The 22,110-nt window shown below is 63.2% G+C and carries 23 protein-coding genes; 10 read left to right on the top strand and 13 right to left on the bottom strand.

The features are described from left to right. Positions 1 to 163: 163 nt before the first annotated feature. From pyrC to ACP151_RS00535, 3 genes are all read right to left on the bottom strand, one after another. Positions 164 to 1,207 carry a dihydroorotase gene (gene pyrC, locus ACP151_RS00545; RefSeq protein WP_424976869.1) on the bottom strand — a complete coding sequence of 348 codons (1,044 nt, stop codon included), beginning with the start codon at positions 1,205 to 1,207 and terminating at the stop codon, positions 164 to 166. A 67-nt stretch (positions 1,208 to 1,274) separates the two neighbouring features. Beyond that, complete coding sequence (locus ACP151_RS00540; protein WP_424976868.1) at positions 1,275 to 2,231, bottom strand: phosphoadenosine phosphosulfate reductase; 957 nt, start codon at positions 2,229 to 2,231, stop codon at positions 1,275 to 1,277. Between the two features lie 248 nt (positions 2,232 to 2,479). Beyond that, on the bottom strand, positions 2,480 to 3,541 hold the full coding sequence (locus ACP151_RS00535; protein ID WP_424976867.1) for a glycosyltransferase family 2 protein: 1,062 nt from the start codon (positions 3,539 to 3,541) through the stop codon (positions 2,480 to 2,482). 231 nt (positions 3,542 to 3,772) lie between these two features. Between ACP151_RS00535 and ACP151_RS00530 the strand changes: the two genes are divergently transcribed. The 7 genes from ACP151_RS00530 (at position 3,773) to ACP151_RS00500 (ending at position 12,041) form a co-directional block, all read left to right on the top strand. Then, on the top strand, positions 3,773 to 4,681 hold the full coding sequence (locus ACP151_RS00530) for an AAA family ATPase (RefSeq protein ID WP_424977066.1): 909 nt from the start codon (positions 3,773 to 3,775) through the stop codon (positions 4,679 to 4,681). Positions 4,682 to 4,751: 70 nt separating this feature from the next. Further along, positions 4,752 to 5,999, top strand: a complete 1,248-nt coding sequence (locus ACP151_RS00525; RefSeq protein WP_424976866.1) for a vWA domain-containing protein — start codon at positions 4,752 to 4,754, stop codon at positions 5,997 to 5,999. A 76-nt stretch (positions 6,000 to 6,075) separates the two neighbouring features. Then, the gene (locus tag ACP151_RS00520; protein ID WP_424976865.1) at positions 6,076 to 7,056 is read left to right on the top strand and encodes an XdhC family protein; all 981 of its coding nucleotides are present in this window, start codon (positions 6,076 to 6,078) and stop codon (positions 7,054 to 7,056) included. Beyond that, the gene (locus ACP151_RS00515; RefSeq protein WP_424976864.1) at positions 7,053 to 8,054 is read left to right on the top strand and encodes a molybdopterin-binding protein; all 1,002 of its coding nucleotides are present in this window, start codon (positions 7,053 to 7,055) and stop codon (positions 8,052 to 8,054) included. The genes ACP151_RS00520 and ACP151_RS00515 overlap by 4 nt, the downstream gene beginning before the upstream one ends. A 162-nt stretch (positions 8,055 to 8,216) precedes the next feature. Then, positions 8,217 to 8,702 carry a (2Fe-2S)-binding protein gene (locus tag ACP151_RS00510; protein WP_424976863.1) on the top strand — a complete coding sequence of 162 codons (486 nt, stop codon included), beginning with the start codon at positions 8,217 to 8,219 and terminating at the stop codon, positions 8,700 to 8,702. A 97-nt stretch (positions 8,703 to 8,799) separates the two neighbouring features. Further along, positions 8,800 to 11,175, top strand: a complete 2,376-nt coding sequence (locus tag ACP151_RS00505; protein WP_424976862.1) for a xanthine dehydrogenase family protein molybdopterin-binding subunit — start codon at positions 8,800 to 8,802, stop codon at positions 11,173 to 11,175. An 86-nt stretch (positions 11,176 to 11,261) separates the two neighbouring features. Then, positions 11,262 to 12,041: an FAD binding domain-containing protein gene (locus tag ACP151_RS00500; RefSeq protein ID WP_424976861.1), complete on the top strand. Its 780-nt coding sequence runs from the start codon at positions 11,262 to 11,264 to the stop codon at positions 12,039 to 12,041. Between the two features lie 64 nt (positions 12,042 to 12,105). Here the strand turns inward: ACP151_RS00500 and ACP151_RS00495 are convergent, their stop codons facing one another. Further along, positions 12,106 to 12,744 carry a methyl-accepting chemotaxis protein gene (locus tag ACP151_RS00495; RefSeq protein ID WP_424976860.1) on the bottom strand — a complete coding sequence of 213 codons (639 nt, stop codon included), beginning with the start codon at positions 12,742 to 12,744 and terminating at the stop codon, positions 12,106 to 12,108. 133 nt (positions 12,745 to 12,877) lie between these two features. Then, complete coding sequence (gene infC, locus ACP151_RS00490) at positions 12,878 to 13,426, bottom strand: translation initiation factor IF-3 (RefSeq protein ID WP_424977064.1); 549 nt, start codon at positions 13,424 to 13,426, stop codon at positions 12,878 to 12,880. A gap of 369 nt (positions 13,427 to 13,795) precedes the next feature. Between infC and ACP151_RS00485 the strand changes: the two genes are divergently transcribed. After that, positions 13,796 to 14,341: a hypothetical protein gene (locus ACP151_RS00485; protein ID WP_424976859.1), complete on the top strand. Its 546-nt coding sequence runs from the start codon at positions 13,796 to 13,798 to the stop codon at positions 14,339 to 14,341. A 115-nt stretch (positions 14,342 to 14,456) separates the two neighbouring features. Here the strand turns inward: ACP151_RS00485 and ACP151_RS00480 are convergent, their stop codons facing one another. The 7 genes from ACP151_RS00480 to cobA form a co-directional block, all read right to left on the bottom strand. Further along, a complete protein-coding gene (locus ACP151_RS00480; RefSeq protein ID WP_424976858.1) occupies positions 14,457 to 14,987 on the bottom strand; it encodes a hypothetical protein in 531 nt (176 codons plus the stop codon). A 120-nt stretch (positions 14,988 to 15,107) separates the two neighbouring features. Then, on the bottom strand, positions 15,108 to 15,974 hold the full coding sequence (locus ACP151_RS00475) for a ferredoxin--NADP reductase (RefSeq protein WP_424976857.1): 867 nt from the start codon (positions 15,972 to 15,974) through the stop codon (positions 15,108 to 15,110). Between the two features lie 144 nt (positions 15,975 to 16,118). Beyond that, positions 16,119 to 16,514 carry a DUF934 domain-containing protein gene (locus ACP151_RS00470; RefSeq protein WP_424976856.1) on the bottom strand — a complete coding sequence of 132 codons (396 nt, stop codon included), beginning with the start codon at positions 16,512 to 16,514 and terminating at the stop codon, positions 16,119 to 16,121. Between the two features lie 5 nt (positions 16,515 to 16,519). After that, positions 16,520 to 17,281 (bottom strand): phosphoadenylyl-sulfate reductase, encoded by a 762-nt coding sequence (locus ACP151_RS00465; protein ID WP_424976855.1) that lies wholly within the window; start codon positions 17,279 to 17,281, stop codon positions 16,520 to 16,522. Positions 17,282 to 17,285: 4 nt separating this feature from the next. Continuing rightward, a complete protein-coding gene (locus ACP151_RS00460) occupies positions 17,286 to 18,950 on the bottom strand; it encodes a nitrite/sulfite reductase (RefSeq protein WP_424976854.1) in 1,665 nt (554 codons plus the stop codon). Then, on the bottom strand, positions 18,943 to 19,251 hold the full coding sequence (locus ACP151_RS00455; RefSeq protein WP_424976853.1) for a DUF2849 domain-containing protein: 309 nt from the start codon (positions 19,249 to 19,251) through the stop codon (positions 18,943 to 18,945). Before ACP151_RS00455 ends, ACP151_RS00460 begins: the two co-directional genes overlap by 8 nt. Further along, the gene (cobA, locus tag ACP151_RS00450) at positions 19,251 to 20,015 is read right to left on the bottom strand and encodes a uroporphyrinogen-III C-methyltransferase (protein ID WP_424977063.1); all 765 of its coding nucleotides are present in this window, start codon (positions 20,013 to 20,015) and stop codon (positions 19,251 to 19,253) included. Before cobA ends, ACP151_RS00455 begins: the two co-directional genes overlap by 1 nt. A gap of 203 nt (positions 20,016 to 20,218) precedes the next feature. Here cobA and ACP151_RS00445 point away from each other — a divergent pair, with 203 nt between their 5' ends. After that, a complete protein-coding gene (locus ACP151_RS00445) occupies positions 20,219 to 20,683 on the top strand; it encodes an Lrp/AsnC family transcriptional regulator (protein ID WP_424976852.1) in 465 nt (154 codons plus the stop codon). A 59-nt stretch (positions 20,684 to 20,742) separates the two neighbouring features. Here the strand turns inward: ACP151_RS00445 and ACP151_RS00440 are convergent, their stop codons facing one another. Then, a complete protein-coding gene (locus ACP151_RS00440; RefSeq protein WP_424976851.1) occupies positions 20,743 to 21,024 on the bottom strand; it encodes a hypothetical protein in 282 nt (93 codons plus the stop codon). A 103-nt stretch (positions 21,025 to 21,127) separates the two neighbouring features. Here ACP151_RS00440 and ACP151_RS00435 point away from each other — a divergent pair, with 103 nt between their 5' ends. Beyond that, on the top strand, positions 21,128 to 22,081 hold the full coding sequence (locus ACP151_RS00435; RefSeq protein WP_424976850.1) for a LysR substrate-binding domain-containing protein: 954 nt from the start codon (positions 21,128 to 21,130) through the stop codon (positions 22,079 to 22,081). Positions 22,082 to 22,110 lie beyond the last annotated feature (29 nt).

The raw sequence follows: 22,110 nt of genomic DNA, 5'->3' as shown, positions 1-22,110 counted from the left end.
TTTGCATGAATGGTGCGCCAAAGCGCCTGGTTGGCCGCTGTGAGCCAAACCTGGGTTTTTGCGCCCAGTGGCAGCAAAAGGCCGGGGAAAGCAAAGTTCTGGCTAAGATCAGCGCGCGGCGTTTCGGCCGCGCGCTGAGAAATTGTTACCGGCTGACAGCAGGTTATGCGCCAGCGCGCCAAAATACTTCGAACCCTGGGTCAAACACGGTGACAGGACCGTCCTCGGTCTCGATTTTTTCCGGGAATTGCACAGCCGTATCCGACTTGGTCAGGGTCAGGCTCTCATTGCTGACCGGCAGGCGGTAAAAGGCCGGACCGTGTTCCGCGGCAAAGCCTGCCAATTTGTCCAGCGCGCCCTCTTCCTCGAACACATGCGCCAAGAGGGACATGGTGTTGGGGGCGGTGAAACAGCCGGCGCAGCCGCATGCGCTCTGTTTGTTGGGATCAGTATGCGGCGCCGAGTCGGTGCCGAGGAAAAACCGCTTGTCGCCGGAGGTCGCGGCGGCGCGCAAGGCCAGGCGGTGGGCTTCGCGTTTGGGCACCGGCAGGCAGTAGTAATGCGGCTTGATGCCGCCTGCCAGGATATGGTTGCGGTTGATGATCAGGTGGTGCGTGGTGATGGTCGCGCCCAGATCTTGCGCCTGGCTGGCCACGTAATCTGCGGCGTTTTTGGTGGTGATATGCTCCATAACCACCCGAAGGCCGGGGGTTGCCCTGCGAACCGGGTCCAGAACCCGGTCGATGAACAATGCCTCGCGGTCGAAGATGTCGATGTCGTGGTCGGTGACCTCGCCATGGGTGCAGAGCGGCAGGCCGATCTCGGCCATCTTCTCCAGAACCGCACGGACGTTGTCGAAATTGGTCACGCCGGAGGCCGAATTGGTGGTGGCGCCCGCAGGGTAGAGCTTTACTGCCTTGACCAGCCCGCTGGCATGGGCGGCGGCGACATCCGCCGGGTCTGTGTCCTCGGTCAGGTAGAGCGTCATCAGCGGCTCAAACGCCATGCCTTCGGGCAGCGCAGCCAGAATGCGGTCGCGGTAGGCTGCGGCCTGGGCTGCGGTCACCACCGGCGGCACCAGGTTCGGCATGATGATCGCACGGCCGAAATGGCGGGCGGTTTCGGGAAGCACGGCCTGCAGCATGGCGCCGTCGCGCAGGTGCAGATGCCAGTCATCGGGGCGGGGGATGGTCAGCGTGTCGGTCATGCGCGTGCGTTAGCACATAGCAGCCGGGAAACAAAGCGGCTGAATACCTGCGCGGTTGAAACCCGGCTCAGCCTTTGCTGGGGATGGTGAATTCCCCGTCTTCAGCGCGCTTTTGCATTTCCTCCAAACGGCGGCGGAACCGCGGCGCCCGCATCCGCTCTGTCACGTTGCGGCACAACAGCGCCATCAGCACTCCGCGGTCGTCCCGTTCCAGCCGGCCCAAAATGTTGCGCAGGAAAAAGGAATTGTTGCGGCGGCTTCTGAACAGCTTGTAAAAGGCCGCTTCCGACAGTTTACCGCTGCCTGCCAGCGACAGGATGTGATACAGCATCTCCATCTCGATCAGCCGGGTCTGCACGGCGGCGCCCATGTGGGGGGTCCGCAGGCGGGTGACGTTTGGCCGGGCAAACAGCGCCGCATGCATGGCGTCGAGCCGCTCATAGGGGTCGAAAATGATAAACGCCTGGCCTGCCGCATCCAGCATGTCCGGCGCGTAGCCGTAGCGGTCGGTGAACGACAGCCGCCGGTTTTCGGTAAAGCGGTCGTCCCATTCGGTCATCCGCGAATCCAGGGTTGCCTGTGGCTGCACCGCCACCACCGTGGCACCGGGAGAGGCCACGGAATAGGCAGCCGCAGCATAGCCACAGGGGCCTGCGCCATAAAAGATCACATTGTCGAATTCGTCAAAGAAGCCGTCATCAATCAGCTGGTCAAAGAAACTATAGATGGTTTCTTCGCGAAACCAGGTGTCCCCGTCAGAGATGACGCACATATGCGACCAGCCGAGGTTCTTAACCAGATCGAAACCCAGCGGCTGCGCCAGATCCGACAGGTTATGGATGCCTTGCATGGTCTCAAAGGTCACCAAAAGCGTGTTGCCCTGATCGATGAAAGTGGCGAAATGCTTGTTGCCCAGAGGCTGGTACATGCCTTGGGCTTCCGCCAGGGCCGCCAGCCGGGCCTGCCACTGTGGCGGTTTCAGTCCGGAAAGGTCCTCATCCAGGTTTTCAAGTCCGTCGTGCATTACTGCCATCTTTTTACCCCAGTGCGCCCTGCAGCGGTTTTGTTAACTTACGGTTAGGAGACAAATAAGGCCAAATTTGGAAAAACTCAGGCCGGTTTACTGTCTGGGCCGGAATGATCGGCGGGCTTTTGCCCGCGAAAAAGTTGGGCGGCAGTGATGCTGCCCGATACGTGGGCCTGACACACCGGCCCGACACGTGGGCCCGACACATCGGCCTGACACACCGGCCTGACACCCGGGACCGGCAGTCAGGCTGGCGGTTTGGCGCCCGCCGCCACCTGACCCAGCATCGCAAAGCGGCGCATCTCTGCACCTTCAGCCGCAGTCAGCACGCGCGCGGGCGGTGTCATCATCAGCCGGGTGAACAGCGCCCGTGTCTGTTCTGCCAGCATCAGCTCCCTGAACCGCGCCTGCCGCCAGGTCACCGCCTGAAGGTGCAGCCGGTCCAGCACCGCATCCGCGGTCAGCTCTGCCTGCAGCGCGCTGCGCGGGCCAGCATAGCGGGCAATGCCACGGTCCTCGCAGGCAGTATAGTTGCGCTCCACCCAGTAATCCATGCCCAGGCCAGCCTGCCGGTTGACCCGGCCGCGGTCGGACTTCACCACATAGCTTTCCATCGAACCCAAAGGGTAATGGTTCAGCTGTGCCAGCCGGGTGTTCGACTGGCCATAGTCGGAAAACAGCCGCTTGGTCTTGAAGGCGCCGCCCAGTTCACGCCCTTCGCAATCGAACCAACGGAACGTCTCCAGCCGGGCCTTGTCCCGGACGCTGCGGGGGCGGTGCACACCGCATTTTCCATAGGTCCCGTCATTGCGGTACAGCGTCTTGAACATCACCGCCCGCCAGGGCCAGTGGATCACCTCCGGCGCGCAGCGGGTGAACTGCTCGGTGACCGGGCGGTCCTCGAACTGCACCACGCCGCAATTGCCGAACAGCCGCCAGGTCAGCGGGATAGCATCCGCATCCGGCAGCGCCGCCAGCAGGTCCGCCACCGTGCCATCGCCGGTCTTGATGCAGGGAAACTCGTCGATATCGGCAACCAGCACCCAGTCGGCGGTCTTCATCAGCGGATGCTTGTCCGCCAGTTTCAGCGCCGTGAACTGGATGCCCTCACTGCCATAAGGCCCCTCGTTGCGCACATGCGCCAGCTGCCCCATCTCCTGCAGGCGGTCCAGCATCAGATCCGTGCCGTCCTGGCAATCGTTTGAAAAAACAAGGAAATCAGTAAACCCAGCCGCACGGTAATGAGCCAGCCATTCCAGCAGGAAGGCGCCCTCGTTGCGCACGCACAGAACTGCCAGCACCCGCATCGTCACATCTCCCCGCAGCGCCTTGCTGCCGGTTGGAACCGCTTCTGGGGTGTCTCGCTCATACCTCGGCCTTCTTTGCTATGGCGCCAGTCTTACCCGAAGGCGGCGGCGATACAAACCCTCCGGTGCTGTTGCCGGGCCGCAGCGTCGCAGGGACCCACAGCTTGACCGCTGCCTCGGCCCATGGCCTGTTGGGCGGGCAAGGGGAGGCTTCACGTGCAGACAAAGTCCATTGAACAGATCGCGGCCATCGAACAGGTGCAGGAGCTGCTGTCGCAGCAGGGCTATATCTGTGACCGGGCGCTGGCCACCGTGGTGTTCCTGTCGCTGAAACTAGGCCGCCCGCTGTTCCTGGAGGGGGAGGCCGGCACCGGCAAGACTGAAATCGCCAAGGCGCTGGCCGCCGCCCTGGGCCGCCGACTGATCCGGCTGCAATGCTACGAAGGCCTGGATGCCGCCAGCGCCGTCTACGAATGGAACTTCGCCGCCCAGATGATTGCCATCCGCACCGCCGAGGCTGCAGGCAGCGCCGACCGCAAGGCACTGCAGGCGGAACTGTTTTCCGATGACTACCTGGTCGAACGGCCGCTTCTACAGGCGATGCGCCCTGACGAACACGGCGCCCCGGTGCTGCTGATCGACGAACTGGACCGCACCGACGAACCGTTCGAGGCTTTCCTGTTGGAAGCGCTCAGCGATTTTCAGGTCACCATCCCCGAGCTTGGCACCATCCAGGCGCCGGAGCCGCCGATTGTGGTCCTCACCTCCAACCGCACGCGCGAGGTGCATGATGCCCTGAAACGCCGCTGCCTTTATCACTGGGTCGATTACCCGGACTTCCAGCGCGAACTCGACATCCTGCACGCCCGCGCCCCCCAGGCCAGTGAACAGCTCAGCCGTGAGATCGTTGCCTTTGTGCAGTCCCTGCGCACCGAGGATCTGTTCAAAAAACCGGGGGTCGCGGAAACCATCGACTGGGCCAATTGCCTTCTGGCGCTCGACGCCATTGCACTCAGCCCCGCAGTGATCGCCGACACGCTGGGGGCCATCCTCAAATACCAGGACGACATCGCCCGCCTGCATGGCTCCGAGGCCAAACGCATCCTGGATCAGGCCAGGGCCGGCCTGGACACCGCGTGATGTTTCATCTTTCCAGAAATACTCCGGGGGAGGCCCGCAAGGGCCGGGGGCAGCGCCCCCAGGAGGACTGATGCCTGACACCCCGCCGTTCACCCTTCCGGACAATCCCAAGCTGGTGCAAAACCTCATCCATTTCGCCCGCGCCCTGCGCAAGGCTGGCTTGCCGCTTGGTCCTGGCCGGGTGCTGGACGCCGCCAAAGCGGTCGCGGCTGCGGGCTTCACCAGCCGCGAGGATTTCTATTGGGCCTTGCATGCCTGTTTCGTCAGCAAGCCCGAGCAACGTGCAGTGTTTGCGCAGGTCTTTCGCCTGTTCTGGCGCGATCCCAGATATCTCGAACAGATGATGGCGGCGATGCTGCCCGCCATCCGCGGCGTGCAAGAAGAGCGCAGCGCCAAGCCTGCAGAGAAACGCGCAGCCGAGGCGCTGCTGGACGGGATGCAGACCCCGAGAGAGGCGCCGGAGGAGGAGGAGGGCAGCGAGATCGAAATCGACTCCACACGCACCATCTCTGCCGAGGAACGGCTCAGAACTCTCGATTTTGAACAGATGAGCACCGCTGAGACCGCCGCGGCCAAACGCATTCTTGCGCAGCTGAAACTGCCCGTGCAGCCGATCCAGTCGCGTCGGCTGATCGCGGCAAGGCGGGGCGAACAGGCGGATTGGCGCCGCACTCTGCGCACAGCAGCGCGCCAGGGCGGTGACCTGCAGGACATGGCCCGCGCGAAACGCCGCATCCGCTGGCCCAATCTGGTGGTGCTCTGCGACATTTCCGGCTCGATGAGCCAATACAGCCGCGTCATCCTGCATTTTCTGCATGCGGCCGCCAACGCCAAAGGGCGGGGCTGGGCCAAAGTGCACGGTTTCACCTTCGGCACACGGCTGACGAATATCTCCCGCCATCTGGCGCAGCGCGATGTCGATGCCGCCCTGGCCGCGGCAGGGGCCGAGGCGCAGGACTGGGAAGGCGGCACCCGGATCGGTGACTGCCTGCATGCCTTCAACCGCGACTGGTCGCGGCGCGTCATGGGACAGGGGGCGGTGGTCCTGTTGATCACCGACGGGCTGGACCGGGGCGATGCGGATGCACTGGGACGCGAGATGCAGCGGTTGCAACTGTCATCCCGCCGCCTGATTTGGCTGAATCCCTTGCTGCGCTGGGACGGGTTTGCCCCCAGGGCGCAGGGTATTCGCGCCATGCTGCCCTTTGCGGACAGCTTTCGTGCGGGTCATTCCATCGCCTCGCTGCAGGAACTGGCCGATGCCATTTCCTGCCCGCAGGATCAGGGCGACAAAGCCCGGCTGATGGCAATGTTGTGACTGACCTGCTTGCAATCCATGGTCCAAGTGCCGATTTTTAACAGCAATTCCCCAGCCCATGCCCGGAGAGACGCAGATGCCGACCGCCGCAATATTTGAAAACGCCCCGGAAACCGCGCTGGAATGGCATCGGTCCGGCGCGGGTGCGGCGCTTGCGACCGTGGTGCAGACCTGGGGGTCCGCGCCGCGCCGCGCCGGGTCACAGCTGGTGGTCTCGGGCGATGGCAGGATGGAAGGCTCGGTGTCCGGCGGCTGCGTCGAAGGCGCGGTTGTCATGGAGGCGTTGGAAGCACTGCAGGACGGCCAGCACCGGCTGCTGGACTTCGGCGTCAGTGACGAGGACGCCTTTGCCGTGGGTCTTGCCTGCGGCGGCACAATCAAGGTGCTGGTGGAGCCTGTTGGCTCTGCTTTGCCTGTGGCGCTGCTGGAGGAACTTGTCCAAGCCCGTGCCAGCCGTGCGGCTGTCGCTTACGAAGTGAACCTATCCACAGGCACCCGCCGTCTGATGCGCGGAAACTACCCGGACCGGATGCGCATGGACCGCTCCGGGCTGGAGGAAGACGGCGAAACCTTCGTGGCCGTGCATAATCCGCCGCTGCGGTTGGTGTGCGTTGGTGCCGTCCACATCACCCAGGCGCTGGTGCCGATGGCGCGGATTGCCGGTTACGATCCGGTGATCATCGACCCGCGCGCAGCCTTTGCCGCGCCTGAGCGGTTTCCGGGTGAGATCCTGATGGAGGATTGGCCGGATGAGGCGGTCACAAAGCTGGGGCTGGATGCCCGCACTGCGCTGGTCCTGCTGACCCATGACCCAAAACTGGACGACCCGGCGCTGCAGGCCGCACTGGCGGCAGATGTGTTCTATATCGGCGCGCTGGGCAGCACGAAGACCCACGCCGGCCGCATTGCGCGGATGCAGGAGGCCGGTTTCACCGAGGAGCAGATTGCCCGTATCCATGGCCCCGTCGGCCTTGATATCGGGGCGGCGGGACCGGCGGAAATCGCGGTCTCCATCCTGTCAGAGATAACCGCCGTCCTGCGCGGCAAGCAGCCATGAAATTCGGCCCAGTCCCGCTGAACGAGGCATTGGGGGCGATCCTTGCCCATTCCCTGCAAGGCGCCTCCGGCAAGATCGCCAAGGGCACCGAACTGGCCCGGGCGGACCTCGCTGATCTCGCGGCTGCCGGCCACAGCGAACTGACGGTCGCCCGGCTGGAAGCCGGCGACATGCATGAGGATGCCGCTGCCGCAGCCCTGGCAAACGCACTGGTGCCGGATCCAGAGGAGCAGGGCATCCGCATTTCCGGCGCAGGCACGGGGCGGGTGAATCTCTATGCTGTACAGGCCGGTCTGGTGCGGCTGGACCGGGCCAGACTGGACGCCTTCAACGCGGTTGATCCGATGATCACCATCGCCACGGTACCGGACTGTCACCGTGCTGATGCAGGCGGCATGCTGGCGACAATCAAAGTGATTTCCTATGCGGTGCCTGAGGCGGCCGTGCAGCGGGCCTGCACCGGTGCGGCGGGCGCCATCAAGGTGGCTTTGCCTGTCTTTTCCAGTGCCACGCTGATTGAAACCCGGGTAAGCAATGACACACCGTCCGACAAGGGCCGCGCTGCGATGGCGGGACGGCTGCACCGGATGGGTATCCCCCTGTCGGACCGCATTGTGGTGCCGCACCGCGAGGCCGAACTGGCGGCCGCCATCAACGATGCCTCTGGTGATCTGGTGCTGATCCTCACGGGCTCCGCGACTTCTGACGTGATGGATGTGGCGCCGCGGGCTGTCCGGCTGTCCGGCGGAGAAGTGACCCGCTTTGGCATGCCGGTCGACCCCGGCAATCTGTTGTTTCTGGGCATGCATCAGGGCAGGCCGGTCATCGGCCTGCCGGGCTGTGCCCGCTCGCCGGCGCTCAATGGGGCCGACTGGGTTCTGGAACGGGTGATCTGCGGCATTCCCGTCACCGCGCAGGACATCGCCGCGATGGGAGTCGGCGGCCTTCTGAAAGAAATTCCCACCCGCCCCATGCCACGCCGCGACGCAGAAGGTTGATGCCGCCCTGCAGCGAGCGTTTTGTGACGCAGGGTCACAACCCTAGGGCTGCCCATCTGACGCCGAATTTACCGGTTTTGCCTCGTGGAAATCATTTCACCGATGGCCCGGCCCGTGCTTAACTCCTCTTAGCCAGACAAAAACAAGCTAAGGGAGGGTACTATGGCCAAGGTCTCAATGACCGTGAATGGCAAGGCTGCCAGCGGCGATGTCGAGGGGCGCACGCTTCTATCATCATTCCTGCGCGAGGAACTGGGTCTCACCGGCACCCATGTGGGCTGCGACACCAGCCAGTGCGGCGCCTGCGTGGTGCATGTGGACGGCAAGGCAGTGAAAGCCTGCACCATGCTGGCGCTGGAGGCTGAAGGCACAGAGGTTGCCACCATCGAAGGGCAGGCGGGTGCCGACGGCTCGCTGAACACAATCCAGCAGGCGTTTCAGGACCACCACGGGCTGCAATGCGGTTTTTGCACGCCAGGCATGGTGATGTCGGCGGCAGCTTTGCTGAAGGACAACCCGCAGCCCAGCGAACAGGAAGTCCGCGCGTACCTAGAAGGCAACCTGTGCCGCTGCACCGGCTACCACAATATCGTCAAGGCGATCATGGCGGCCTCGGGACAGGATGTCTCTGGCATCGCAGCCGAGTGAAATCACGACCCCAGGCCGGCACGCGGCCTGAGCTGAACAAGGAGTGATGACCAAGAGGTGCGCCAAAGGCAGCACCCTCCAGGGAGGAAGACCAGACATGCCCAAGGACAATCCAAACAGCGGCGGCATCGGCGCCAGCCCCAAGCGGCGCGAGGACGTGCGGTTCCTAACAGGCGCCGGAAACTATACCGACGACATCAACGTTCACGGCCAGGCCCATGTGCATTTCCTGCGCGCAGATGTGGCCCATGCAACCATCAATTCCATCGATACAAGCGCGGCTGAGGCAATGCCCGGCGTGGTGAAGATCTTCACCGGCGCTGATTTCGCCGAGGTGGGCGGCATCCCTTGCGGCTGGGGTGTCACCGACCGCCACGGCGACCCGCAGCAGGAGCCGCGCCACCCGATCATCGCAGATGGCACCATCCGCCACGTGGGCGAGATCGTCGCCGCCGTGGTTGCCAATACGCTGGAACAGGCCCGCGATGCGGCAGAAGCCATTGACCTGGACCTGGGCGACAAGCCCGCGGTGGTCGATATGGCCGCCGCACTGGCCGAGGGCAGCACCAAGGTGCATGAGGATCTGACGTCAAACCTCTGTTACGACTGGGTGTTCGGCAATGATGACGATGCGGCGGTGCAGGCAGCCTTTGACAGTGCCGCCCATGTGACCACGCTGGAGCTGGTCAACAACCGTCTGGTTGCCAACCCGATGGAGCCGCGCGTGGCTATCGGCGAATACAGCCGTGGCACCGATGAATACACGCTGCACACCACCAGTCAGAACCCGCATGTGATCCGCCTGTTGATGTGCGCCTTTGTGCTGGGCCTGCCGGAACACAAGGTGCGGGTGGTGGCCCCGGATGTGGGCGGCGGCTTTGGCTCCAAGATCTTCCACTACGCCGAGGAAGCCTTTTGCACCCATGCCGCCAAGGCCTGCGGGCGGGCAGTGAAATGGACCTCGACCCGGTCCGAGGCCTTCATCTCGGACGCCCATGGCCGCGACCACGTGTCCAAGATCGAACTGGCGCTGGACGCAGACAATAACTTCACCGCGCTGCGCACCAATACAATGGCCAATATGGGCGCCTATCTGTCGACCTTCTCGACCTCGGTGCCCAGCTACCTGCACGGCACGCTGATGGCGGGGAACTACAAGACGCCGATTGTGCAGGTGAATGTGAAAACGGTCTTTACCAACACGGTACCGGTCGATGCCTACCGCGGTGCCGGCCGGCCCGAGGCGACCTATCAGCTGGAGCGTGTCATCGACAAGGCCGCGCGCGAGCTGGGCGCCGATCCAATTGCCCTGCGCCGTCAGAACTTCATCACCCAGTTCCCCTATGAAACCCCGGTGGCGCTGACCTATGACACCGGCGATTACGTGGCGACCATGGACAAGCTGGAACAGGTTGCCGATGTGGCAGGCTTTGCCGCCCGCCGTGCCGCAAGTGAAGCCAAGGGCAAGCTGCGCGGTTTTGGCGTCAACTGCTATATTGAGGCCTGCGGCATCGCGCCCTCCAACATCGTTGGCATGCTGGGCGCGCGGGCGGGCCTGTATGACGCCGCCACCGTCCGGGTGAATGCCACCGGCAGCATCAGCGTTTTTGTCGGCGCGCACTCCCACGGGCAGGGGCATGAGACGTCCTTTCCGCAGGTGGTGGCTGAGATGATCGGCATCGATGAGAGCATGGTCGACATCGTGCATGGCGACACCGGCCGGGTGCCGTTCGGCATGGGCACCTATGGCTCGCGTTCGATTGCGGTCTGCGGCTCGGCCATGGTGCGGGCAACCGAAAAGATCATCGCCAAGGCCAAGAAGATCGCCGCCCATCTGATGGAGGCGTCAGACGCCGATATCGAGCTGAAGGACGGCCAGTTCACTGTTGCGGGCACCGACAAATCGGTCGCCTGGGGCGATGTGACCCTGACCGCCTATGTGCCCCACAACTACCCGCTGGAGGAGCTGGAGCCGGGGCTGGAGGAGACCGCGTTTTATGACCCGGCGAACTTTACCTATCCGGCGGGGGCCTATGCCTGCGAGGTCGAAGTGGACCCCGACACCGGCAAGGTCAGCATCGAGCGTTTCTCGGCCGCCGATGATTTTGGCAATATCATCAACCCGATGATTGTCGACGGCCAGGTCCATGGCGGGCTGGGGCAGGGCATCGGTCAGGCGCTTTTGGAAAACGCGGCCTATGATGCGGATGGCCAGCTGCTGTCGGCGTCCTTTATGGACTACGCCATGCCGCGGGCTGATGATGTGCCGTTCTATCAGGTGGACCATTCCTGCCAGACGCCCTGCACCCACAATCCGCTTGGGGTGAAGGGCTGCGGCGAGGCCGGTGCCATTGGCTCGCCGCCTGCAGTGGTCAATGCGGTGGTCGATGCGCTGCAGTCGGCGGGCCAGGATGTGACCCATATCGACATGCCGCTGAGCCCTGCACGCGTGTGGGCGGCGATGAACGGGTAAGGGTTCATGGGGGCGCTGCCCCCATACCCCCGGAGTATTTTCGGAAAGATGAAAGCCGGCGGGCCGGTTTTCAGAAAGGATACGAAATGTATGAATTCGAGTTCGAGACGCCTGCAACCGTCGCCGAGGCCGTGGCCGCGCTGGCAGAGGAGGAGGCGCAGGCGCTGGGCGGCGGGCAGACGCTGATTCCAACGCTGAAACAGCGGCTGGCGATGCCGTCGAAATTGGTGAGCCTTGCCGGTATTGCGGAGATGAAGGGGGTCAGCATTGCGGACGGCGTGCTGACAATCGGCGGCGGCGCCACCCATGCTGACGTCGCAGCCGAGGCCTGCCCGCCACTGGCGGCGCTGGCCGCGGGCATTGGCGATCCGGCGGTCAGGAACCGTGGTACCATCGGCGGCAGCCTGGCCAACAACGATCCGGCGGCGGATTACCCGGCAGCAATGCTGGCGCTGAAATCCACCATCGTGACGGACAGGCGCGAGATTGCGGGAGATGATTTCTTTCAGGGCCTGTTTGAAACTGCCTTGGACGAGGGGGAAATCATCACTGGGGTGCGCTGCGACATTCCGGAAGCTGCGCATTATCAGAAGTTCGACCAGCCCGCGTCCCGCTTTGCGCTGGTTGGCGTGTTTGTGGCGAAATACGCCGATGGCGTGCGGGTTGGCGTGACCGGTGCCTCGGAAGAGGGCGCCTTCCGCTGGCGCGAAGCCGAAGCTGCGCTGAGCGCCAGTTTTGCGCCGGATGCGCTGGAGGGTCTCAGCCTGGATGCAGGCAGCATGATGGGCGATCTGCATGGCAGCAAGGACTACCGCGCGCATCTGGTGGCGGTGATGACGAAGCGCGCGGTGGCCGCCATCAGCTGAATTCGGGACCACTGTATGACAGCAGAACCACAGCAGGCGCCTGTTTTGCGGCGCCTGTTTTGCGTCAGTGCTTCAGATAGCTGGAAATCTCCTCCAGCAGCGTCTGGGTCTTGCCGGACAGGTCGCGGATTTCTGTGGCGATGACGGCAAAGCCCTTGCCCATGTCGCCGATCCGCGCAGCCTCAATCGAGGCGTTGAAGGAAATGAATTTGATATTGCGGCCAACGCTTTCGGCATTGGCGATGGTCGTGCGCATGTTTTCTTCACGCTGCACCTCGCGCAACTGCTGTGCTTCGCGCAGGTTATGCACCATATCCTTGAGAAAATCGGAAATCACCGGCTCAAGCTGGAAGAGGCACAGGTCGGAAAGCCCCGGAATGGCGCGCAATTGCTGCAGCACGTCCTGTTCAGACTTTGAGATCGCCTTGTGCAGTGGCTGCAGCACCTGCCGACAAGCTTTGCGCTTGGCCTCGAGCGGCTCTGGCAGGCTGTAGCGGCACTCCTCCAGCAGCTCATCGAGGCCGGAGCCGAGCATGGCATAGGCAGCATTCAGTCGCTGCACAGAAAGGTCCAGAACAGCCTTGGGCTCTGTGTCTGCGCTGTCTGATTGCCCCTGCGACAGCGCCAGCAGCGACAGGGCTGCAATACGGCTGGGGCCGATCGCCATGAAAGCGGTGTTTTGAACGTCGGTTAAACTCTGCATGCCTGCCTCTTGGTGCCGTTGGGACGGTTATATCGGGCAGGCGTTAAGGCACCGCTAACTGTAATGGCGGCAGCAAAAGAAAAGCCCCGCGGCCAAGGCTGCGGGGCTGAATTTTGTTTGGCAGATGGGTGGCTTACTTCTTGGCAAGCGGGCCGATCATCATGATCATCTGGCGGCCTTCCATCTTCGGCATGTTTTCGACCTTGCCGATTTCCTTGATGTCTTCGGCTACCCGTTCCAGCAGTTCGCGACCGAGGTTCTGGTGCGCCATCTCGCGGCCGCGGAAGCGCAGGGTGACCTTCACCTTGTCGCCGTTCTCGAGGAACTTGAAGACGTTGCGCATCTTCACTTCATAGTCATGAGTATCCGTGTTGGGACGGAACTTGACCTCTTTGACCTCGATGATCTTCTGCTTCTTGCGGGCTTCGCTCTCGCGCTTTTGCTGTTCGTATTTGAACTTGCCAAAATCCATGATCTTGCACACGGGCGGGTTGGCATTGGGCGAGATTTCAACCAGATCCAATCCGGCCTCTGCCGCCATGTCCATGGCTTTCGCGGGATGCACGACCCCGGCGTTTTCGCCATCGGCACCGATCAGGCGGATTTCGGGGGCACGGATTTTTTCGTTGACGCGCGGGCCGGTGTCGCGTTGCGGCGGCGCGTTATGAGGTCTGCGGGCTATGACTGTGATCCTTCTGTCATTGCAAAAAGTGCGGGAACGCTACTGCCCCCACGCGTGTGATTCAAGCGCTATGGCCGGTATGGCTGCAGGAAAGACGCTTTTCAAGGCCGCATGTTGCAAATGGCCCTGAAAACAAGCGCCGAACAGAGCCTGCCGCAGTGCGGGGTGGGTGGTTCTGCCGCCGAAAACTGCGAAGCTGCGGCGGTGTTCTGCCAGTTTCGCAGGAAACGGGCGGCGCCGTGCCGCCCGTGATGCGGGCGCCGGAAACTTCCCCCTTGAGCCGCAACGTCTTCGGCGCCATCTGGCAGGGCATATGCCGCATCAGCTGCGGCCCCGGCCCGGGTGGCCGACAAGAGTGAGGAGAGAGAAATGAAACAGTTGTTGATTTTGCTGGCGCTGGGTGCCGCCGCAGCCGGGGCCTATGTGGTTGTGACCGGCCAGGGCACGCAGGAGCCAGCTCCGGCGGAGGCGCCGGTTGTGCAGGAAGAGCAAAGCAGCACCGCGCCGGAAACTGCTGAAGAGCCGGCCGCAGCCGTTGAAGAGGCCGCTGAGGACGCAGGCGATGCTGTGGAAGAGGCCGCAGGAAGCGCGGTTGAAGCGGCTCAGGATGTGGTGAATGACGCCACCGACGCAGTGACGGAAACAGTGGGTGACGCCGTTGATGGGGCTGTGGACACGGCCGGCGACGTGGCGGATGCAGCGGCTGACGCAGCCGAAGGCGTTGCAGATGCTGCGGCTGATGCGACGTCTGATGCGGTGGAAACAGCTGTGGATGCTGCCACCGATACCGCCACGAGCGCCGCAGGTGCCGCTGCCGAGGCGCTGAACGATGCGTCTTCCGCGGCCGGAGAACTGCTGAACCAGACCGGCGTGACGGACGCCGCCACGGGCAGCGCTGCAACCGCCAGCGAGTGACCGGGTGACACCGGTTGCCCCGGCAGAAACAGGACATGCGGCCGGGATTTCCCGGCCGCAATTTATTTGAGATTGATTTTCCAGAGCGGTCGCCACAGTTGGTCTGAGCGCCGGATCAGTTCGGCCGCACCTGGGCCTGCTGCGCAAGCCGCGCCACATGGTCCATCGGCGCCTGGGTCACGGTCTGAGCAGGCTGCGGCGCCGACGGTGCCAGGAATGCCAGAAAGCTCTCCCAGCCGCCGCTGGCGCTGCCCTGTTTGCGGGCGCGCTGGATCTGAAGCTGTGCCACTGCAACCAGGTCCAGAGGCTTGCTGCTGTCATAATCCTTGCCTGCCAGTGATGCCAGATGGCTGCGGAATCGTTCGCCCATCGAATTCAGCAGCAGCATCGGTGCGGTCATCGGATGGCCTGTCTGCACCAGCGCATCAAACATCCGGTCGATGTCCTGCGGGGCCATTGCCCGCATGTCGAATTGTGCCTTGATGGCGGCAGTGCGTTCCGCGGCTGACGGCTGCACCTGTTCGGGGCGGTTCTGAAAACCCGACACGGCGGCACGGACGCGAGCCTTGCCTGCCTCGGTTCTGACGGACTGGAAGAGGGGCGCCTGCCCGGGGGCCGTTTCGTTGTACATCTGCTGCTGCTCCATTCTGGATCTCAGCAACTGGAATACCGATTCATCACCAACAAATGATAAACGGGAGGCGGCAACCTCCCGTCAAAACCATGTCAAAAATCGGGCAGCCTGCGGGGGCTGCCCGGCCCGGGATCAGTCCAGGAACGCTTTTTCCACCACGAAATGGGCCGGTTTGGAGTTGGCACCTTCTTCCAGCCCATAGGTGTTTTCGAACAGATCCTTGAGTTCAAGGTTGAACGCCAGATTGCCGCAGATCATCGCGCGGTCGCTTTCCGGGTTCAGCGGTGGCACACCAAGTTCGGCAAACGCCTCGCCCGAGCGCATCAGATCGGTGATGCGGCCCATCTTGGGGCTCTCCTCGCGGGTGGTGGTCGGGTAGTATTTGATCTTCTTCCAGAAGCCTTCGCCGATCACTTCGTTCAGCAGTTCGTCTTCCTTCAGGCCTTCGATCAGTTCGCGGCCATAGGTCAGCTCACCAGCAGTGCGGCAGGTGTGGGTGATGATCACCTCGTCGTAATCTTCATAGGTCTGCGGCTCGCGCAGAAGGCTCGCAAAGGGGGCAAAGCCGGTGCCGGTGGCAAAGAACCAGATCCGCTTGCCCGGCAGCAGCGCGTCATGCACCAGAGTGCCGACAGGCTTGGGGCGCAGGATGATCTCGTCGCCCGGCTGGATGTGCTGCAGGCGCGACGTCAGCGGACCGTCCTCGACCTTGATCGAGTAGAATTCCATTTCCTCGTCCCAGCTGGGCGAGGCGATAGAATAGGCACGCAGCAATGGTTTTACCTTGCCGGTTTTGGGATCGGGATCATTCATCAGGCCGATCATCACGAACTCGCCCGAGCGGAAGCGCAGGGAGGCCGGGCGCGTCACCTTGAAGGAGAACAGCTTGTCGGTCCAGTGTTTCACCTCAGTGACGGTCTGGGCGTCGGGCAGGGCGGGTTTCGCCTTTTCCGGCGCGGGGGTGGTGGCGGTATCGGTCACGGCGGTCATCTCATTCATCGGTTGCACTGCCGGAGGAGTAGCCGGCACCTTTGATTAATCGTTGATCTGGGTCAGGGAAACCCTCTGTTTTGCGAAACCGGCCCCGCGTCTGACACAACGGGGCCGGTTTTGCAAAGATGTCTCCCCGGGTTCGGGGCTGGCTTAGCGGGCAGCAGTGCTGCCGCGCAGGCGGGCCTGATAGCTGTGGTCCTGCCAGTTGGCACGGGCAAGCCACTGGTCCTCGGGCTGGCGGGCGGCCAGTTCGTCGCTCAGTTCCACCTCGTCAAAGCCAGAGCGGCGGGCCATGGCATACTGGTCGGCAATCACATGGCCAAAGGCGCGCAGGCGGCCCTCAAAACCTTTCAGCCGCAGCTGGCGGGCCAGGGTAAAGCCGCGCCCGTCGGCAAAGCTGGGGAACTCAATCCGCACCAGGTCCACGCCGTCCAATGCAACGCCGTTCAGGTTGGCGTCAGAGGCCAGAACCAGCACGTCTGATCCCTCAAAGCCGGCGGTCCAGTCGTCGGCAGCAAAGCCGGTGTCGGTCACGATAACAGTCATCTCACTCACGCTCCTGTGCGTAGCATTTGGCCGTCCACTATGTGGATGCCGCATTCTTCTTTGTTTTCGCCGCGCCACCGGCCGGCGCGCGGGTCTTCGCCTTCCTTGACCGGGCTGGTGCAGGGCGCGCAGCCGATCGACGGATACCCCTTGGCCACCAGCGGATGGCGGGGCAGGCGGTTTTCATCCATATAGGCGCGCACGTCCTCGGGCGCCCAATGGGCCAGGGGGTTGATCTTCAGCCGCCCGGTGCCCTCTTCGACCTCGAAGAAATCAAGCGCCGCGCGGGTGCCGGACTGGAACCGTTTGCGCCCGGTGATCCAGCCGTCATACCCCGCCAGCGCCTTTTGCAGCGGCACCGTTTTGCGCAGGGTGCAGCAGGCGTCCTTGTCGCTGAACTTGAGGGCCCCGTAGGGGTCCTTCTCGGGGATGTCGTCGGCGCGGATGATGCGCAGATTGCGCAGGCCCAGGCGTTCGCTTACCTCCTGCTGATAGATCAGCGTTTCGGTAAACAACAGCTCAGTGTCCACAAACACAACCGGGGTCATCTGGTCGATGATCGCGGCCATGTGTAGCAGCACCACGGATTCCGCGCCGAAAGAGGAGACCAGGGCAATATGCCCTGCGTCCCGCAATGCGCCCTGCATCACCGAGGTGGCCGAATGGTGGCGGAAGCGCGCATTCAGCGCCTCCGCCTTGGCGGCCAGCTCCCGGTCCCGGAGAATATCTGCTTCTCCGGCGGGCTTGTTTCCGGCTGTCTGGAACATCAGATCAGGCGACTTTCTTTGCGGCCTCGGGATAAAGCGCGGCCTTGAAGGGGTCCATGCCGACCCGGCGGTAGGTCTCGATAAAGGTCTCCTCGGCGCTTTCACGTACCGCCAGATAGGTGTCCACGATCCGCTCCACCGCAGGCACGATTTCGTCATAGGCAAAACCGGGGCCGGTGCGGGTGCCGATGGCAGCGTTCTCCGAGGCGTCGCCGCCCAGGGTGATCTGGTAGTTCTCGACGCCGGCGCGGTCCAGGCCCAGGATGCCGATGTGGCCCACATGGTGGTGGCCGCAGGCGTTGATGCAGCCCGAGATCTTGATCTGCAGGTGGCCGATGTCATGCTCCAGCTTCAGCTCGTCAAAGCGGGTGGCAATCTCCTGCGCGACCGGGATCGAGCGCGCGGTGGCCAGGTTGCAGTAGTCCATGCCGGGGCAGGCGATGATGTCCGAGATCAGGCCCAGGTTGGCAGTGGCCAGCCCGTGCTCTTTCAGCTTGGCGTGGATCGCGGGCAGGTCCGACTTGTGGACATGCGGCAGGATCACGTTCTGCTGGTGGCTGATGCGCAGCTCGCCATAGCCGTACTTCTCCGCCAGGTCCGCCATCACACGGATCTGCTCCGCCGAGGCGTCGCCCGGGGTTGCGCCATGCGCCTTGATCGAGATGGTGGCGATGGCGTGGCCTTCGGCGCGGTGCTGATCCAGGTTGGTGTCGGCCCAGGCGCGGAACACCGGGTCGTTTTCATAGGCAGTATCGAACGCTTCGGTGGAACCTGAGCGGAACTCCGGCGCCGTGAAATGCGCCTTGATCTCTTCCAGCAGCTCTTGGTCGGTGCCGTCGTACTGGCCGCGGATGGTGAGGAAGGCTTCCTCGGTCATTGCGCGGTAAGTGTCGATGCCGTTTTCCGAGACGGTGATCTTGATACGCGCCTTGTATTTGTTGTCGCGGCGGCCCAGCACGTTGTAGACGGTCAGAACCGCTTCCAGATAGGGCAGCAGATCCGCCTGCGGCAGGAACTCGCGCAGGGTCTTGCCGATCATCGGGGTACGGCCGAGACCGCCGCCAACGATGACCTTGAAGCCGATCTGGCCGTCCTGCTCGACCACCTGCAGGCCCACGTCATGCGCCTTGATCACGGCGCGGTCGGTGTCGCTGCCGGTGATGGCGATCTTGAACTTGCGGCCCAGGAACTGGAATTCCGGGTGGTCGGTGGACCACTGGCGGATCAGCTCGGCATAGGGGCGCGGGTCGGTGACTTCTTCCGCGGCGGCACCGGCGAAATGGTCGGCGGTGGTGTTGCGGATGGTGTTGCCCGAGGTCTGGATGGCGTGCAGGCCAACCTCACCCAGCGCGTCCAGCATGTCCGGCAGGTCGCGCAGTTTCGGCCAGTTGTACTGGATGTTCTGGCGGGTGGTGAAATGGCCATAGCCGCGGTCCCATTTCTCGGCCAGCAGCGCCAGCGCGCGCATCTGGTCGGGGTTCAGGGTGCCATAGGGGATCGCAACCCGCAGCATATAGGCGTGCAGCTGCAGATAGACGCCGTTCATCAGGCGCAGCGGGCGGAATTCTTCCTCGGTAAGCGAGCCGTCAATGCGGCGCTCGACCTGGGCGCGGAACTGGGCGTTGCGTTCAGCCAGGAAGGCTTCGTCAAACTCGTTGTACTTATACATTGGCTTCAGCCTCCTGCTTGCCATGGAAGTAGTTCGAGGGCCCGGTGCGGCGGAATTCCTCGCGGAAATGGGTCGGCTCGGGGCCGTTCGGGCCTGCCTTGGCGTCAGCCAGATAGGCGCCGACGATGCTGATGTTCTGCTTCTCTGCTTCCAGGAGGCGCAGGGGGGCTACGGCTTCGTCGGTGATCAGCTCGGCCTCGGCCATGTGGCGGGTCCAGGTGTCGTCAGCAGTGAAGTAGATCACATCGCCTTCGAGCAGGTCGTTGGCAGTGATGACTTTGGGCGTAAAAGCGCGGGCCATTATGCAAGCTCCGTTTTGAGATCGTTCAGGGCAGACACCGCTTTGCGCGGGGCAAGGCCCAGGAATGTGAGGGCAGGGCCGTCGAACCCGGCCGCATCCAGGTCGGCGGGCAGGCGGTCCAGATTGGTTTCCAGCACCCGTTGATCCGGGCGCGAGGCGTTTTCGATAATGGTCACGGGCGTGGTGCGGTCTGCCCCATGCATGATCAGGCGGCCCTGTACAAAGCGGGCGGATTTCTTGCCCATATAGACTGCCGCAACCTCGCCGGGGCGCGCCAGCGCTGCCCAGTCGTGATCGGCAAAACCGGTCATCGCATGGCCTGTCAGGAACCGCACCGAGGTGTTGCGGCCGCGCTGGGTCAGGCTTTGGCCGATGGCCGCCACGGCAGCCGATGCAGCGGTAATGCCGGGAATGATGCTGTAGGCGATGCCGGCGTCTTCGCAGGCGGTCAGCTCCTCATCCAGACGGGCAAAGATCGCCGGGTCGCCCCCCTTGAGGCGCAGCACCTTCAAGCCTTGCTTGGCCAGCGCCACCAGCCGGGCATTGATGTCCGCCTGGCTGACCTGCGCACCGAAACCTTCCTTGCCGGCGTCTTCCAGCATCGCCTGCGGACCTGCCAGCGCAAGAATATCTGCGCTGACCAGACGGTCATGCAGAACCACATCCGCCTCCTGCAGCGCGCGCAGGGCTTTGATGGTCAGCAGATCCGGGTCGCCGGGGCCGGAGCCCGCAAAGACAACCTGGCCCGCAACCAGACAGCACATACCACCGCGGCCGTAAGCGGTGGCATTGGCGGCATGTGTCGTATCTGCGGACATTCCCGGAACCCTTTCCAAGGTGGTTTGACTTAGGGGTAGATATAGGAAATATTCCCGGTATTGCGCTATATGGGCAGGCAAATAAGAACATTGGTTCCGCACTGGGTCAAAGGCGGTCCGATGATCCTCAGGAACAGGAGAAAACAGGAATGACGGTGCGGATCGATGGCACGGACAGGAAAATTCTGGCTGAACTGCAGCGCGATGCCAGCCAGTCGCTGGACGAAATTGCTCGCCGTGTGGGCTCTTCCAAGACGCCTGTTTGGAATCGCATCCGCAAGCTGAAGGAGGCCGGTGTCATCGGCCAGCAGACGGTGCTTCTGGATGCGGAATCACTGGGGTTTGAGGCCTGTTTCTTTGTCCTGATCCGCACCTCGGAGCATGAGGCGGAATGGCAGGCCAAGTTCCTGAAAGCGCTTCAGGAACGCCCCGAAGTGCAGGAGGCGCACCGGCTGGCAGGCGATATCGACTATATCCTGAAAGTGCGGGTGCAGAACGCCCGTGCCTATGACGTGTTTTATCAGGCGCTGATTTCCGAGGTGAAAGTGCACAATGTGACGGCGCTTTTGTCGATGGAAGAGATCAAATCAACAACCATGCTGCCGCTGGGCTAGGCTCTGGTTGCGGCAGGCCCGGCCATGTGCTGGCCGGACAAAGGCTTCACGGCAAAACTTCAGAGCGGCGGGCGCAGCAGCAGATGCCGCCCGTCCTGCAGCCGCCAGGGCGATGTGCTTTCGTCAGCGGATGCCGACATCACACCGATATCCGCCAGCAGATGCGGGGATGTGCCTTCTCGCCGCGCCAGTTCGCTGCCCGGTATCTTTACCGAATGACAGTTTTGGAAAGCATATGGATCAGTTTTCCTGAAACCAAAGACGCCTGTAATCCACCGTGCTATGCGGCTGGCAGAAGGGGCGGTGCAGTGCCCGTTCGTTACTGCTGTCTTAGTATTCATTGGTTGCTCTCCATCCAGGTCCTGAGGGATAGGCCCGCAAGGGGCTTGTGCGCAAACCAGTTAAACTGCAAGATGGATCAGGAAAACTGATCCATGGGATGTAATGCGCCTGCCGCCTCTCAATGCTCTGCGCGCCTTCGAGGCCGCTGCCCGTCATCAGGGCTATATCGCCGCTGCGGACGAATTGTTCGTGACCCGTGGCGCCATCAGCCGCCAGATCAAGATCCTGGAGGCGCATATGGGCGTGCAGCTGTTTCACCGCCACGCCCGAGGTGTGGCGCTGACAGCGGCGGGGCAGCGGCTTTTGCCGGTGCTGACCGAAGCTTTTGCGATGATGCAGCACGAGGTGGACCGGATCGCTGCGGATGCCTCTGAACTGCGGGTGATCTGCCCGCCGACCCTGTCACTGCGCTGGCTGCTGCCCCGAGTAGAGGAGTTCCGGGCCGCACATCCAGAGATCACCCTGCGGCTGGCCACTGACTTCTATGGCAGCAAAGGGTTTGAAAGAGCGGAATACGATCTTGGCATTTCGCTGGAGAAAATCCCGGGGCGGCCTGCGGATATCGAGGTCATGCCGCTGTTCGACATGATCCTTGCCCCGGCCTGCGCGCCCTCTCTGCTGCCTCAGCTGGCAGAGGGGCCGGGGGCGCTGGCTGGTCTCCGGCTGCTGCACGAAACCCCGCGCCGCGAGGATTGGGCGACCTGGGTGCAGCACTTCGGGGTGGAGGATGTGGATCCCGCCAGCGGTGAAGCCTTCCCGAACCTCGACATGGCCACCCGCGCCGCGGTGCTTGGCACCGGCGTGGTGATGGCGGATCTAGTTCTGTGCCGCGATGAGCTGGAACGCGGGGAACTGGTGCTGCCGTTTCCGGACATGACCTGCGGAACACCGGCCGGGTCGTATGCTGTGATCGGTGAGCGGCAGAAGTGGCACACTCCCAAGGTGGCCGCCTTCCGGGACTGGATCCTGGACAGTTCCGCCATGGCTGCGGCTGCGATGCCGCCTGGGCGGCACCCTGCGGCGTCGGGCAAGGGGGCGCTGCCCCCTCGGCGCTAAAGCGCCTCACCCCCGGAGTATTTGGGCAA

The organism is Leisingera sp. S232, assembly GCF_049800895.1.
In the GTDB taxonomy this organism is placed as follows: Bacteria; Pseudomonadota; Alphaproteobacteria; order Rhodobacterales; family Rhodobacteraceae; genus Leisingera.
This window is presented reverse-complemented; position numbering and strand designations above follow the sequence as displayed.